The sequence below is a fragment of the Priestia sp. GS2 genome, from assembly GCF_036409025.1.
In the GTDB taxonomy this organism is placed as follows: Bacteria; Bacillota; Bacilli; order Bacillales; family Bacillaceae_H; genus Priestia; species Priestia aryabhattai_A.
The window spans coordinates 384,178-398,765 of the sequence record NZ_JAZGJX010000001.1 but is presented as its reverse complement, the minus strand read 5'-3'; the positions used below and the strand labels follow the sequence as shown (position 1 = coordinate 398,765).

Below are 14,588 nucleotides of genomic sequence, written 5' to 3'. Positions count from 1 at the left end.
ATGCTCTGATGAGCATCTTTTTTTATAGAAACGTAAATGGATTTGTATTAACTTTTGATGAAAAGATTGTGCACTCAAACTTCTTGTCTTTACAGAGCTCTTGCATTTTCTTTTCAACTCCTTGACGCATCACTTTTTCGACATGATGACCAGGATCAATAACATTCAGCCCCATCATCATTGCGTCATGTGCTACATGAAAATATAAGTCCCCTGTCACATAAACATCGGCACCTTTAAATTTTGCATTAGAAATGTATTTGTTACCATCCCCACCTAATACCGCAACCTTTTTCACAGTATCATTTAAGTTACCAACGACTCTTAACCCTTCTACATCTAACGCTTCTTTTACATGATGAGCGAATTCTTTTAGTGTCATTTCACGGGATAGATGTCCGATTTTCCCAAGACCATACTCTTTTCCTTTTTGCTTAAGGTTATAAATATCATAGGCTACTTCTTCATATGGGTGAGCACGTAGTACGGCTTGCACAACTTTCTTTTGAAGCCTTGCTGGAAAAATCGTTTCAATTTTCACTTCTTTCACGCGTTCTACAGTACCTTGTGAGCCGATATAAGGATTTGCCTGCTCCGATGGGGTAAAGGTTCCAACGCCTTCTGTAAAGAACGCACAGCCGCTATATAATCCGATCTCACCTGCACCTGCTTTTGAGATTGCTTGGTGAACCGCTTCGTAATGTGTTTCTGGTACGTAAACTACAAATTTATTTAGTTCTTCAGCACCCGTTGGAACAAGAACTTCGGTGTTTTGCAAACCTAATGCTTCAGCTAGCAAATCGTTAACGCCACCTTCAGCAATATCTAAGTTTGTATGAGCAGCATATACAGCAATATCATGTTTAATGCACTTTTCAACGATACGTCCAGCAGGCTGATCCGTTTGGATTTGCTTTAACGGTCGAAAGATAGGAGGGTGATGAGCAATAATGAGATCAACATGCTGTTCAATTGCTTCATCAACAACCATTTCTAATACATCTAAGGTAATCATCACTTTATAAACTGGCTTGTTTAATGTGCCGATTTGCAAACCAATTTTATCCCCTTCCATAGCTAAGTGCTTCGGAGAAAAAGATTCAAACAGCTCAATAACTTGATAACCGTTTGGTACTTTATTCATGATAAAACCTCCTCAATGATTCGAATTTCATTTTCTAATTTTTTCTTTTTTTCTTGTCCTTCTTTTGTTGTAGCTGATTTTTCCATTTGCTCGACAATCTTTTTCGTATGTGCTAACTCATGATTCCATTTCTTCTTAAAGGCATCATTTTTCTCCCTTGCCAAAATTGGTCCTACTAAAATTCCTTCTTCGACCTTGTCACCATAGGCACCTAATGGATCCCCTTGTTCAGCTACAAGAATTTCATAAATTCGGCCGTCATCTTCCATGATTTTTTCGTCAACTAAAGACCATTTATGTTCAATCAACCACTGTCTGATATGGTGAGCTCCGATATTAGGCTGTAGCACAAGTCTTTTAACGCCCTGCAGCTTCTCTTTCCCATCTTCCAAAATAGTTTGAATTAAGGTTCCACCCATTCCTGCAATGGTAATGCAATCCACTTCACCCGGTGTAATAACAGCTAACCCATCGCCTTTTCTTACTTCAATGACGTCTGTTAAGCTGGTTTTTTCTACTTGTTTAACAGCTGATTGAAAAGGACCTTCTGTAATTTCACCTGCAATTGCGCCTTTTATATATCCTTGTAAATATGCATAGCAAGGTAGATAAGCATGATCTGATCCAATATCAGCAATCATTGCTCCCTTTGGTATTGATTTTGCCACTTCTTCTAGTCGCTTAGATAATTTTAACTCATTCATTGTCTTGTCACCTATTCTTTATGTAATTACTGTTCATTATTTTATCATAAACACTCTTACGAATCATACTGTGATCCCGGTTCTATTATTTCCTAACTTGTATAAAAAAAAGCCTCTTAGTTTATAAGAGGCTACCATAAAACTCTTAGTTATTTAATTTCTGAAACCCATTTCGCCATCTCAGGAGCTTTTTCAGCAGATATTAACCCGGATGGCATTGATCCCTTTCCGTTCACTAGAATATCAGCAATTTCTTCTTCAGAAAGCTTGTCGCCCACTCCTTTTAAAGCTGGCCCTACGCCTCCTTGATACTGATCGCCATGACATCCAATACAGTTTTGTTGATAGAGATCTTCAGGCTTTGCTGAGGCTTGATCTTCTTCGCCCCCACCTTCTTTTTCAGCGGCTATTTCTTCTGCGTTGTTGAGACCATTAAATGAGAAGGTTACCATTAATCCAATTCCAATAAGTGCGATGAGCAAAAATGGTATCAGTGGATTTCGATTCATTAACTATACCCCCTTTATGTATTCCCATCCCGTGAAATAGCAAAATAATATAAGCATCTTTATTTTACTGTAAAACGGGGACAAGTGAAAGGGTTTTATTGACAGAATTATCTAATCTCTCTATAAAATCCACTATTTTTCGAAACGCTTACACTTTTTAAAGTTCATTAGCAGCCAATCTGTCTAGCAATAACGGAACGCTGAATTTCAGATGTCCCTTCACCAATCTCCAATAGTTTCGCATCTCGTAAAAAACGCTCGACCTGATACTCTTTCATATACCCATATCCACCGTGGATTTGAATAGCTTGGCTTGCTACTTCCATACATATTTCAGACGCATAAAGCTTACACATAGCCGCTTCCTTAGTAAAAGGTTTGCCTTGATCTTTCAGCCACGCTGCCTTATAAACCATCGTTCTTGCCAGTTCCACTTTCATAGCCATATCTGCCAGTTTAAATTGGATTGCTTGAAAAGATGAAAGGTTTTTTCCAAACTGCTTTCTTTCTTGGGCATAAGCAAGAGCTTTTTCATAAGCCGCTTGAGCAATTCCAACTCCCATTGCTCCAATTCCGATTCTGCCTCCATCGAGCGTTTTTAAGAATTGCTTAAAGCCCTCTCCTTTTTTGCCAAGTAAATTTTCTTCTGGCACTTTTACGTCTTCTAGAATTAGTTCCGTTGTATTCGAAGCATGAAGGCCCATCTTTTCATAATTATCAATAACTGAAAAACCAACTGAATCAGTCGGCACAATTAGCGCAGAGATTTCTTTTTTCCCTTCATCCCTTGCTGTAACAGCTGTCAGAGCTAAAAATCTTGCATAGCTTGCATTGGTAATATAGCATTTACTGCCGTTAATCGTATATTCACCATTTTCTAACTCTGCACTCGTTTCAGTTCCTCCAGCATCGCTTCCTGCATTCGGTTCAGTTAAACCAAATGCTCCAAACGATTCTCCAGTACAGATTGGAACTAAGTATTTTTCTTTTTGCTCAGGTGTTCCAAATAGATGAATAGGTGCACCGCCTAACGATACGTGAGCAGAATATGTAATTCCCGTTGAACCACATGCTCTGCTTAGCTCTTCTACTACAATAGCAAAGCTAACAGTATCAGCACCCCCTCCACCATACTCTTCTGGAAAAGGAAGCCCCATAACGCCTAAATCAGATAACTTTTTAAACACATCTAACGGAAACTCTTTCGTCTTGTCTCGTTCCAATGCTCCTGGTGCAACCTCAGCTTCTGAAAACTCTCGAAGTGTTTTTTGAATCATTTTCTGTTCTGCTGTTAATTCAAAATTCATCTCAAATTCCCCCCAAAACAAAATGTATACGCTTACAATAATTAATTATAAGTCATTTTTGTAAATTTTCTCAACTTTTAAAATAAGAGAATCCATTTCATGATATAATAAACGAAAAGTTCCTTTTAAAAAATGATAGCGATTGCATTTAAAAGTTTTCTTGTATAACTTAGTGGAATTTTTAAAAAAGAGCATTTGCAAAACAAAACTCATTTCAGTAAAATATATTCAAAGGGTAATGATTGGTAAAAAAAAGAAGCAAAAAAATAGTTTACTCCTATATAGAAGTAAACTATTAATTCATCTTAAATTCTATTCTAAGAAATCCTTTAAACGTTTGCTGCGGCTTGGATGTCTTAACTTACGCAATGCTTTTGCTTCAATTTGACGAATACGTTCACGCGTTACGCCAAACACTTTTCCAACTTCTTCAAGCGTACGTGTACGACCATCATCTAAACCAAAACGAAGACGTAGCACATTTTCTTCACGATCTGTTAACGTATCTAAGACGTCTTCTAATTGTTCTTTCAATAATTCGTAGGCAGCGTGCTCAGAAGGCGATGTTGCATCTTGATCTTCAATGAAGTCACCTAGATGAGAGTCATCTTCTTCACCAATAGGCGTTTCAAGTGAAACAGGCTCTTGAGCAATTTTTAAAATTTCACGTACTTTTTCTGGTGTTAAATCCATATCCTCTGCAATCTCTTCTGGAGATGGCTCACGACCTAAATCTTGCAGTAATTGACGTTGAACACGAATTAACTTGTTAATTGTTTCTACCATGTGTACAGGAATACGAATTGTTCTCGCTTGGTCTGCAATTGCACGAGTAATCGCTTGACGAATCCACCATGTTGCATACGTACTAAATTTATAACCTTTACGGTAATCAAACTTTTCAACTGCTTTAATTAAGCCCATGTTTCCTTCTTGAATTAAATCTAAGAAAAGCATACCGCGTCCTACATATCTCTTAGCAATACTTACAACTAGACGTAAGTTTGCTTCTGCTAAACGACGCTTAGCTTCTTCATCGCCTTCTTCAATACGTTTTGCCAAGTTAATTTCTTCTTCAGCAGATAGAAGGTCTACACGACCAATTTCTTTTAAATACATACGAACAGGGTCATTGATTTTTACTCCTGGTGGTACGCTAAGGTCATTCAAATCAAACTCTTCTTCCTTAGACAATTGTTGAATATCTGGATCCGCATCTTCATTTGCTTCCGCTTCGCTCATCACTTCAACACCTTGTTCCCCAAGGAATTCGTAATATTCATCCATCTGGTCGGACTCAATTTCAAAATTCGCCATGCGTTCGGCAATTTCTTCATATGTGAGAACACCACGTTTTTTACCAATTTCAGTCAATTGTTCTTTGACTTGCTCTATTGTTAAATCTGAATCAAGTTGCTTTGAATGTGCTGATTTTTCAGCCATCAAATCCCCTCCTTCCAAAATTTTGAGGACACCTTTTTTAAAAGTGGGACTAATAAACACGTTTTATTTTAACGCCTTTTTTAATTCCAAAATTTCCATTGCAATTGTCGCAGCTCTTACATAATCCTTTTGACGCTCCGCTTCTTGCCTTTGCTGCTCTTTGTCTTTTATTATGGACTTCTTTTCATAATTCAACACTTGTTGAATGTAATCATGCAACGCTTGCTCCGACAATTCTTCGTTAATTGACATCATCGCTAGTTCCGAAGCTAAACCTGTCAGGTTTGAATCAGGAATACGTTCGATAAAGTTGCTTGGGTTAGGACTATAACCTTCTTCATAGTACCCATATAAGTACGTCACAAGAGCCCTATGTTCTTCTATATTAAACTGTGCTTGAAGCATATCTTGAATCCGAAACGCTATATCCCTGTCTTTTAGCATATATGCAATTAAATGCCTCTCTGCATTTTCATGTGCAGGAAGGAGGTTCTTTTTTGTGACAGGATGTCTTGATATAGTATTTCTATTCCAAGAATCATTATCCTTTTTCTTTTTCACTTCATGGCGAACTTGTTGTTGCTGTTCTTTTAAAGCATCTAATGAAATTGAAAACTCTTGAGACAGCTGCCTTAAATAATAATCTTTTTCGACCGCTTTTGTTAATTGACTAATTGCTTTTAACACTTCGTCAATATACTTCATACGATCGGCTTCAATCTGCAAGTTTTTACCACGTCGCAAATATCGCATTTTAAATGCCATAAGCGTCAAGCTGTTTTCAATAACTTCGTTTCGAAACTTTGCTGCTCCAAACTCTTTTATATAATCGTCAGGGTCATATCCATCTGGCATCATAGCGACTTTTACTGAGCAGCCTGCATCTGTTAAAATATTCACAGCTTTATACGCGGCTTCAATACCTGCTGAGTCTGCATCATAGCATAAAATAACGGATTCAACATTTCGACGGATGATTTTAGCCTGCTCTTCGGTAAGCGCGGTACCCATCGTAGCGATGGACTGCTGACACTCCGCAGTCACCGATGAAATAACGTCTGCGAATCCTTCAAATAAAATGACTTGTTGATTTTTTCTAATGTGTTTTTTGGCACGGTGAAAATTGTAGAGTGTACGACTTTTATTAAAGATCGAAGTTTCGGGACTATTTAGATACTTAGGCTGCCCTTTTATCTCTTTTAATAGGCGCCCTGAAAAAGCAATGGTTCTCCCTTGTAAATCTGCAATGGGAAACATAACTCGATCTCGAAACCGATCGAAATAACTTTCTTCTTGGTTTCGTTTAATAATAAGACCTGCAGCTTCCATTTCATCTGGCTTGAATCCACGCTTTGTTAAAAATTTAGTAACAAAATCCCAGGAATCCAGTGCATATCCAATTTCAAACTCATCTATGATTTCCCTTGTGAAACCACGGTTAATTAAATAATCATATGCTTCCTGGCCCTCTTTTGTATTTACCAATAAATGATGATAAAATTTCTTTAAAAGCTCATGTGCATCAACCAGGGCATTTTCTGACTTTGAACCCTCGGAGCTCGGCTGTTGAACTTCATATTCAAATGGAATATTCCCTTTATCAGCAAGGTGTTGAGCAGCTTCGGTAAACGAAAGCCCCTCTAAATCCATAACAAATGAAAATGCGTTTCCTCCAGCTCCACACCCAAAGCAATGATAAATTTGCTTGTCTGGCGATACGGAAAATGATGGTGTATTTTCCCCATGAAACGGACATAGCCCGAAATAATTTCGGCCCTGTTTGGTTAGCTGCACATGGTCGCTTATGACATCGACAATATCTACTGAACGTCGAATACGATCAATCACTTCATCGGGAATTCGATTTGCCATGTTAACAGCTCCGTATTTCTATAGTAATTCTTCATTAAAAGCTAAATTCCTTCACGTTTCGACAATATTTTTTCGAGCGCTGTACTGAACTTCTCTCTGTCTTCATCGCTAAAAGCTTTAGGGCCTTTTGAATAACGACCTGCTTTTCTTTCCTTTGCTGAAACATATCGAAAAAAAAGAACCGTATCCATATCACTCTCACTATATACTTTTCCACGTGGAGACAATACATAAACCCGTCGACTAAGAAGCATGCTCGCTAACCCCGTATCCTGTGTTACAGCGATGTCTCCTTGCTGAACGTGATTTAAAATGTATAAATCTACTGCTTCTTTCTCACTATCTACGTAAACCCACTTACCCGCTGAAGGGTTTGTTTGCATGTGAGCATATGAAGCAACAAAAATAACCTCAACGCAGTATGTATGTGCTAGTTCTACAATCTCTTTTTTTACAGGACACGCATCAGCATCGACAAAAATCGTATAGTTTCTTTTGCTATAACTCTGTATTCTACATCCCTCCACAGATTCCTTCTACCATTTGTAATTTCATGTAGATTGCGTTTGTCGAATACTTTTTAGACTCGATCCTTGACATTTATATAAATAGTTTATTCGTTCTTCACAAAGTCTAAACCTAAAACTATTCTTTTTTATCACAATTTTTAATTATAATATAACTACGCGATATTTTCTACCATAAAGTTAAGGAATAACTCGTTATGCAAAGGGCCATCATTCAGGAATGATGGCTCATAAAGCAATACGGTATTGTCACGTCATTTTTTAGCTCTGCTGACAACTGCATTATTTTTTTTGTTGAATGATTTTTGCAATAATCCCAGCAGTCTCTTCTACAGCTCGATTTGAGACGTCGACTACTTCACATCCAATTTTATCGACAATCCCTTGGAAGAAATCTAACTCTTCTTTAATTCTTTCGATATTTGCGTAGATAGCTTGGTCATTTAATCCTAATGACTTTAAACGCTCTTTGCGAATGTCATTTAACTTATCAGGACTGATCATTAGACCAATGCATTTTTTAGGTGACACGTGAAAGAGTTCTTCTGGTGGATCTACTTCCGGTACGATTGGAACATTAGCCACCTTTAAGCGTTTATGAGCTAAAAACTGAGACAATGGTGTTTTTGACGTTCGTGATACGCCAATGAGTACGATATCCGCTCGTAAAATACCTCGTGGATCTCGTCCATCATCATATTTAACTGCAAATTCAATCGCTTCTACTTTTTTAAAATAATCATCATCTAACTTGCTAACTGTTCCTGGTTCGTACCTTGGCGATAACTGATACGATGATTGAATTTTGTCAATAAGTGGTCCGATAATATCAAAAACTTCCACGCCTTTTTTAGCCGCTTCGTTCAGCAAAAAGCTGCGCATTTCTGGTTTCACAAGTGTAAACCCAATAATTCCATTGTTCAACTTAGCTAGAGATACTACTTCCGCTAGCGTAGCTGTATCTTCCACATAAGGAACTCTTTTAATAATAAATTCCGTCATATTAAATTGACTGGAAGCTGCTTTGACAACTAATTCTGCTGTTTCCCCAACCGAATCCGAGATTACATATAAGCATGGGTTGTTCATTTTGGCACATCCCCTTAATCATTTTAATCACTTCGATTATAATACTTCATCATGAGCCAGTGCTACTAGTAATTTTGTGATATTTGTTTTTGTCACTCTTCCTACTACTTCAAGTCCTGCATCTACTTTTTTCACCACGGGAATGGCATCAATTTGTTTCTCAATCAACACCTGTGCAATATCAATGAGCAGCTCTTCACGATGACAATATGTAATATTAGGCATCCTAGTCATAATAATGTGAACAGGAATTGATGTAAGCTCTTGCTTTCCAATACTTGCACGCAGCAAGTCTTTTCGAGATAGAACTCCTACTAATAACGACTGTTCATCCACAACAAACAATGTTCCTACATCTTCGAGAAACATCGTACAAATTGCATCGTATACAGACACATTTTCATTGACTACAACAGGGATAGATTGATAGTCCTGAACTTGGATTTTTTTGATTTTATCCGTTAAAAGTTGCGCTCCTGTTTTTCCCGTATAGAAATACCCCACGCGAGGCCGTGCTTCTAAATAACCTGCCATTGTTAAAATCGCTAAGTCCGGTCGAAGTGTTGCCCGTGTCAAGTTTAGCTTATCTGCAATATGCTCTCCAGTAATGGGACCTTGGTCTTTTACAATCTGTAAGATATGTTCTTGTCTTTTATTTAGTTCGATTTTAATCACCACCTAGCCGTTAAATGTGACATACTATTTATAAAAACATTATATACTTTTTATTTAAAAGTAAAAGATGAAAAGATATATTTTTTAAAAGGATTTTTTATTCTATCACGTTACGTCCAAAAAAACATGAAAGATGCTTGTCACTTTTCTAATCGCTATTGTTTTTTTTTAAACAACAGTAAAAAGGGCGTCTCAAATATCACTTTATCTTGAGGCACCCTCACATTATATTATAGAACTCACACGTAACCTTATTCGCTTTTAGTTGGCAATGCCGCTTTCAACGATTCCATTTGAGTTAAAAATCGCTTTGTTTTTAAATACAGGCCTGAATACTCATCATAATATTGATCAATAATAAAGTGCAACTGTTTTTTCGTTTCAGGCTTGACTGAAATAGACCCTAGCCTTTTTAGATCCATATAATAAAATAAACGCAGTAATTTAACGGACGTGGGCGTAAGTTTAAAGTGATAAGGATCTTTTTCTAGGCAACGGTGACAAATAAAGCCCCCTTCTCGTACAGAAAAGTGAAAGGTTCCTTCTTTTGCATGACAAACCGCGCATTCATCGAGAATTGGATATAACCCCAGTACATTCAACATCTTCATTTCATAAATATACGTTAAGATTTCAGTATCGTATCCTTCATTCATATAATGAATCGTTTGGTAAAGTAGCTCAAAAAGAAAGGGGTTTGGCTTGTTGTTATCTGTTCCTTTATCCGTTAATTCAAGAATATAAGAAGCATACGCGGTTGTGAAAATATCTTCGCGTATGCTTCTCATAGAAGAAATCACTTCACCTTGCTGAAGAGTTCCCATTCCTGAACCTGCCTGTATAAAGAAATAGCCATACGTAAATAACTGTGTCACAGAAGCTAAACGACTACTAGGCTTTTTCGCACCTCTTGCCATTAAGCCTACCTTGCCCAATTCACGTGAATAGATGGTTACAATTTTATTTGATTCACCATAGTCATTCGTTCGAATAACAATACCTTCACATTTTTTAAACAAACTTTATCACCTACTATTGGGAAGGCTACGAAACTGGAGAATTGAGACCTTCAGGATCATCTTCGTGTGCTTCAGGCCCTTCTATTACCTCTTTTTCAAGTTCTTTGAAAAGAAGGTATGTATCGATACTACCTGTTTGTGAAAAGACGTTCCAAGTAAAATTTAACATAGAACTCCCACCTTTCTAATCGTATAGATCAGATACAATTTCAATTCCTTACGTTTAGAATAGCCTTCCTAGCTAAAATCATGTAACACAATTTTTTACAATTTATGACGTGTTAACTTAATATTCATCTTCTCGGAATCCATAATCTCTTAAATGTGATGCACGGTTACGCCAATCTTTTTGTACTTTAACCCAAAGTTCTAAGAAAACTCTTGAGCCTAATAAAGCTTCAATGTCAGCACGCGCTTTTCTACCTACTTCTTTTAACATTTTTCCTTGCTTCCCGATCACAATACCTTTTTGAGAATCACGTTCAACAATAATTGTTGCCCCCACGTATATTGCACCGTTATCTCGCTTTTGCATAGAGTCCATGACAACTGCAATAGAGTGGGGAATTTCTTCGCGAGTTGAATGCAATACCTTTTCACGAATTAATTCTGTAATGATAAAACGTTCTGGATGATCCGTCACTTGATCAGCAGGGTAGTATTGTGGACCTTCTGGAAGTACTTTTTTAATTTGATCTAACAAACGCTCTACGTTGTTTCCTTGCAAAGCAGAAATTGGGATAATCTCAGCAAAAGGATATAAATCCTTATATGTTGTAATGATTGTAAACAGCTCATCTGGATGAATTTCATCAATTTTGTTAATGACTAAAAACACTGGTGTTTTTGTCTCTTTTAAACGTTCAATGATAAATTCATCACCACGGCCTAATCCTTCAGCTGCGTTTACCATAAACAGCACAAGGTCTACTTCTTTTAAGGTATTTTGCGCAACTTTCATCATAAAGTCTCCAAGCTTATGCTTAGGTTTATGAATCCCAGGTGTGTCAATGAACACAATCTGTGCCTCATCTTCCGTATAAACGCCTTGAATTTTATTACGAGTTGTTTGTGGCTTGTCGCTCATAATGGCGATTTTTTGTCCAATTACTCGATTTAAAAAGGTAGACTTTCCAACATTAGGTCTACCAATAATTGAAACAAAACCTGATTTAAATGTATGATTACTCATGTAAAGCCTCCGATGATTGATCCATTCATAGTATTCTTACTATCTTTTCTCCAACACGTAATAAGTTCAGCGTGCTGTAAAAAGAGAAAATCTTACTATAGCATCATTATAGCACAACGCTATATGTGGAATACAAACAACTCATGAAAAGAAGATGTATTTCCAAAAGATTAGCATGCCAATAATCACAGCAAAACACGCATAAACCAACACTGCCGCAGCGGCAGCATCCTTTGCGTGCTTTGCTAAGGGATGACGTTTAGTTGTAATTAAATCCACTGTTTTTTCAACAGCTGTGTTCATCAGTTCCAAGCTAAACATACCTGCAATTAACAGTAAAACAATCAACCATTCTGTTAATGAGATACGAAACCAAAAACTCGCTAGGATGACTACAAAAGAAGCCAAAACGTGAATTCTCATGTTCGCTTCCTTTGCAACCACATACCTAAAACCTTCTATTGCATAGCCAAAGCTACGGACCAAACGTCTTATTTTTCCCCTATCGCGTAAGGCCATACTCATCTAAAATGTCCTTTTGACGTGTAAACATTTGCTTCTCGTCTTCAGCCGTTTCGTGATCATAACCAAGCAAATGTAAAAACCCATGTACGGTTAAAAAACCTAGTTCACGCATAAAGGAGTGGCCATACTCTTCAGCTTGCTCAATTGTTCTTGGGACAGAAATGATAATATCCCCTAACACTCGCGGCATTTCCTCACCAAAAATTTCAATTTCACCTTCGCCCATTTCCTCTAAAGCAAAAGAAATAACATCCGTTGGTTTGTCCTTGTCACGATATTCACGATTGATTTCTTGAATGCGCTCATTGTTTACAAACGTGATTGACACTTCCGTTCCATCTTCTACACCTTCTTTAGCAGCAGCTACCGCTAATAAGGCTTCTAACGTTTCTTTTTGTTCATTTTTTATTTCATTTGTTTCATCAATAAAGTCAATTAGTAAACTCATGCTTTCACCTTCTGTTTTTTTAATTCAGGATACTCAATACGAGAATGGAATATACCGTTTAGCGTTTCACAAAGAGCTTGTCTGATTAATTCCAATTCTTTTAATGTAATGTCACATTCAATAAACTGCTTATCTTCAACCCTGTCATTAATAATGCTGCGCACAATTTTCTCAATTTTTTCTGGGGTTGGATTTGGCATTGAACGCACAGCAGCCTCTACGCTGTCTGCAATGCAGATGACGGCGGCTTCTTTTGTTTGGGGTTTAGGCCCTTCGTAACGATAGTCTTCTTCTTTTATCTCTTCTTCTGTTTGTTCCAGCGCTTTATGATAGAAAAACTTTAACAAAGATGTTCCGTGATGCTGTTCCGCAATATCAACAATCTCTTTGGGTAGCTTATGTTTGCGCAAAATAGCTGCTCCGTCTGTTGTATGAGACGTGATGATATTTTTACTAACTTTTGGAGATAGCGCATCATGTGGATTACGAATATTCATTTGGTTTTCAATAAAATACTGAGGCCGCTTCGTCTTACCAATATCATGATAATAGGCCCCTACACGTGCGAGCAAGCCGTTGGCCCCAATAGTTTCACAAGCGGCCTCTGACAAGTTAGCTACCATTACGCTATGATGATACGTACCCGGCGTTTCGGTTAAAATTTTTCTCAGTAAAGGATGGTTGGGACTAGATAGCTCAATTAGTTTCATCGTCGATAAAATCCCAAAGCCACTTTCAAAGAAAGGGAGCAAACCAATAGCTAATACTGAAGAAATAATACCAGATGCCATTGCCATTAAGCTATAGTAGCCAAGCTCCACCGTATCTAACTGACCATTTTTAATAAAAATAATGGATAGACTAACGATAACATTCATTAGTGCAACAACAAGTCCTGCTTGTAGCACTCTTGCTTTGCGCTGTTTGTCCATTAAAAACAAAATGGCTGTAATATTACTAATCAACAAGTAAATCCCTATATTCATATTAAAAGCTGTTGTCAATTCACCGTTAAAGATAATGCTACCGCAAATGGCAAAGAGTATGCTAGAGATAATCGCAATCTTCTCATTCATTAACACTCGCAGCAGAATACCACCAACAGCCACAGGGGCTAAATAGCCAATTTCAGATAAATCAATTCGTTGAAAAAAGCTTAAGATCTTCATTAAAGCAATCGTAATGCTCGTGATAATCGCATATAAAAGGAGTGGCTTATATGTATTTGCATGAAAGCCGCGCAAATAAAAAGCTGCTCCGCCAATCATAATAATAATTAACAAGCTTAAGCCAATAAACGGCTGCAGCATTCCTTTATTATTTAACAGCCCAGCAAGCTGAAGCTGGCGGTAGATATCGGCATTAATGAGCTGATTTTCTTCCACAATAATTTGACCTTGCTTAATTCTTACAGGCTCTACTTTCTCAACTGCTGCCTGGCGATTTTCAGATGTTTTTTGTGGATCATAAATAACATTTGGAATAATAGAAGATCTTGCAATTTCATTCATTGCCGCCTTTAGATTAGAACTTACATTAGTCGTATACACCAACTGCCCTTCAGCTTGGTCTTTCATTTCTTCTAAGTCACTAATCATGACTTGGTTTTTCATTACGTGATGGACCGCTGTAACAACCGCATCTTTGGCAACCGATAATTCTTCTTTGTTCGTCTGTAAAAGCTCACTAATTGCCTTGTCAGATAGATCCTTGCGAATATTATCCGGAAGCTTATCCTTCAACATTTCTTGTTTGCTTGCTTCGCTTTTATTTTCTAGCTGATCGTATTCTTTATTCACTTCAATAATAGCATCAAAAATAGATGCGACAAGATCGACCTGGTTTTGTGCATATTCTGTTTTTTGTGTATACACATCTTCAACTGCTTCTTTTGCCTCTGCCTTTTTCTTTTCAGTACTCTCTTTATCCTCAATTGTCACAGGTGAATAAATCGTCTCCGGTGAAATCGATAGAAGCCTCAAGTCCAATTCTTCTGGCTTTACATTGCTATACATAGACGCAAACATAATGAGACCAATTAAAGCATATAACCCTAGTTGAATTAACCGCAGCTTTTCGATCTGTGCCATTGTTTGTTTCAAAAACCGAAACTTTGACACACCAATTTCCCCCT

Annotated in this window: 15 protein-coding genes; all 15 read right to left on the bottom strand. The window is 37.4% G+C overall.

Translation table 11 applies throughout. From position 1 onward, the window contains the following. Positions 1 to 22: 22 nt before the first annotated feature. Positions 23 to 1,144: a Nif3-like dinuclear metal center hexameric protein gene (locus V2145_RS02035; RefSeq protein ID WP_094910829.1), complete on the bottom strand. Its 1,122-nt coding sequence runs from the start codon at positions 1,142 to 1,144 to the stop codon at positions 23 to 25. Continuing rightward, on the bottom strand, positions 1,141 to 1,848 hold the full coding sequence (locus V2145_RS02030; RefSeq protein WP_094910830.1) for a tRNA (adenine(22)-N(1))-methyltransferase: 708 nt from the start codon (positions 1,846 to 1,848) through the stop codon (positions 1,141 to 1,143). Before V2145_RS02030 ends, V2145_RS02035 begins: the two co-directional genes overlap by 4 nt. A 149-nt stretch (positions 1,849 to 1,997) precedes the next feature. Next, complete coding sequence (gene cccA / locus V2145_RS02025; protein ID WP_094910831.1) at positions 1,998 to 2,357, bottom strand: cytochrome c550; 360 nt, start codon at positions 2,355 to 2,357, stop codon at positions 1,998 to 2,000. A gap of 167 nt (positions 2,358 to 2,524) precedes the next feature. Further along, positions 2,525 to 3,664, bottom strand: coding sequence for an acyl-CoA dehydrogenase family protein (locus V2145_RS02020; RefSeq protein WP_330987276.1), 1,140 nt, complete (start codon positions 3,662 to 3,664; stop codon positions 2,525 to 2,527). A gap of 312 nt (positions 3,665 to 3,976) precedes the next feature. Beyond that, positions 3,977 to 5,107, bottom strand: coding sequence for an RNA polymerase sigma factor RpoD (gene rpoD / locus V2145_RS02015; RefSeq protein ID WP_061784756.1), 1,131 nt, complete (start codon positions 5,105 to 5,107; stop codon positions 3,977 to 3,979). Positions 5,108 to 5,170: 63 nt separating this feature from the next. After that, the gene (gene dnaG, locus V2145_RS02010) at positions 5,171 to 6,979 is read right to left on the bottom strand and encodes a DNA primase (RefSeq protein ID WP_210609575.1); all 1,809 of its coding nucleotides are present in this window, start codon (positions 6,977 to 6,979) and stop codon (positions 5,171 to 5,173) included. 41 nt (positions 6,980 to 7,020) lie between these two features. Further along, the gene (locus V2145_RS02005; protein WP_210609573.1) at positions 7,021 to 7,506 is read right to left on the bottom strand and encodes a YaiI/YqxD family protein; all 486 of its coding nucleotides are present in this window, start codon (positions 7,504 to 7,506) and stop codon (positions 7,021 to 7,023) included. 282 nt (positions 7,507 to 7,788) lie between these two features. After that, complete coding sequence (locus V2145_RS02000) at positions 7,789 to 8,595, bottom strand: pyruvate, water dikinase regulatory protein (RefSeq protein WP_094910835.1); 807 nt, start codon at positions 8,593 to 8,595, stop codon at positions 7,789 to 7,791. A 36-nt stretch (positions 8,596 to 8,631) separates the two neighbouring features. Next, positions 8,632 to 9,270: a helix-turn-helix transcriptional regulator gene (locus V2145_RS01995; RefSeq protein ID WP_090752854.1), complete on the bottom strand. Its 639-nt coding sequence runs from the start codon at positions 9,268 to 9,270 to the stop codon at positions 8,632 to 8,634. A gap of 251 nt (positions 9,271 to 9,521) precedes the next feature. Beyond that, positions 9,522 to 10,289, bottom strand: a complete 768-nt coding sequence (gene recO, locus V2145_RS01990) for a DNA repair protein RecO (protein WP_094910836.1) — start codon at positions 10,287 to 10,289, stop codon at positions 9,522 to 9,524. Positions 10,290 to 10,314: 25 nt separating this feature from the next. After that, on the bottom strand, positions 10,315 to 10,458 hold the full coding sequence (locus tag V2145_RS01985) for a YqzL family protein (RefSeq protein WP_131888308.1): 144 nt from the start codon (positions 10,456 to 10,458) through the stop codon (positions 10,315 to 10,317). Positions 10,459 to 10,575: 117 nt separating this feature from the next. Beyond that, the gene (gene era / locus V2145_RS01980) at positions 10,576 to 11,481 is read right to left on the bottom strand and encodes a GTPase Era (RefSeq protein ID WP_094910838.1); all 906 of its coding nucleotides are present in this window, start codon (positions 11,479 to 11,481) and stop codon (positions 10,576 to 10,578) included. A gap of 141 nt (positions 11,482 to 11,622) precedes the next feature. After that, positions 11,623 to 12,000: a diacylglycerol kinase family protein gene (locus V2145_RS01975; protein ID WP_094910918.1), complete on the bottom strand. Its 378-nt coding sequence runs from the start codon at positions 11,998 to 12,000 to the stop codon at positions 11,623 to 11,625. After that, on the bottom strand, positions 11,984 to 12,454 hold the full coding sequence (gene ybeY / locus V2145_RS01970; RefSeq protein ID WP_094910839.1) for an rRNA maturation RNase YbeY: 471 nt from the start codon (positions 12,452 to 12,454) through the stop codon (positions 11,984 to 11,986). Before ybeY ends, V2145_RS01975 begins: the two co-directional genes overlap by 17 nt. After that, positions 12,451 to 14,544 (bottom strand): HD family phosphohydrolase, encoded by a 2,094-nt coding sequence (locus tag V2145_RS01965; protein WP_413691346.1) that lies wholly within the window; start codon positions 14,542 to 14,544, stop codon positions 12,451 to 12,453. Before V2145_RS01965 ends, ybeY begins: the two co-directional genes overlap by 4 nt. Between the last annotated feature and the right edge of the window lie 44 nt (positions 14,545 to 14,588).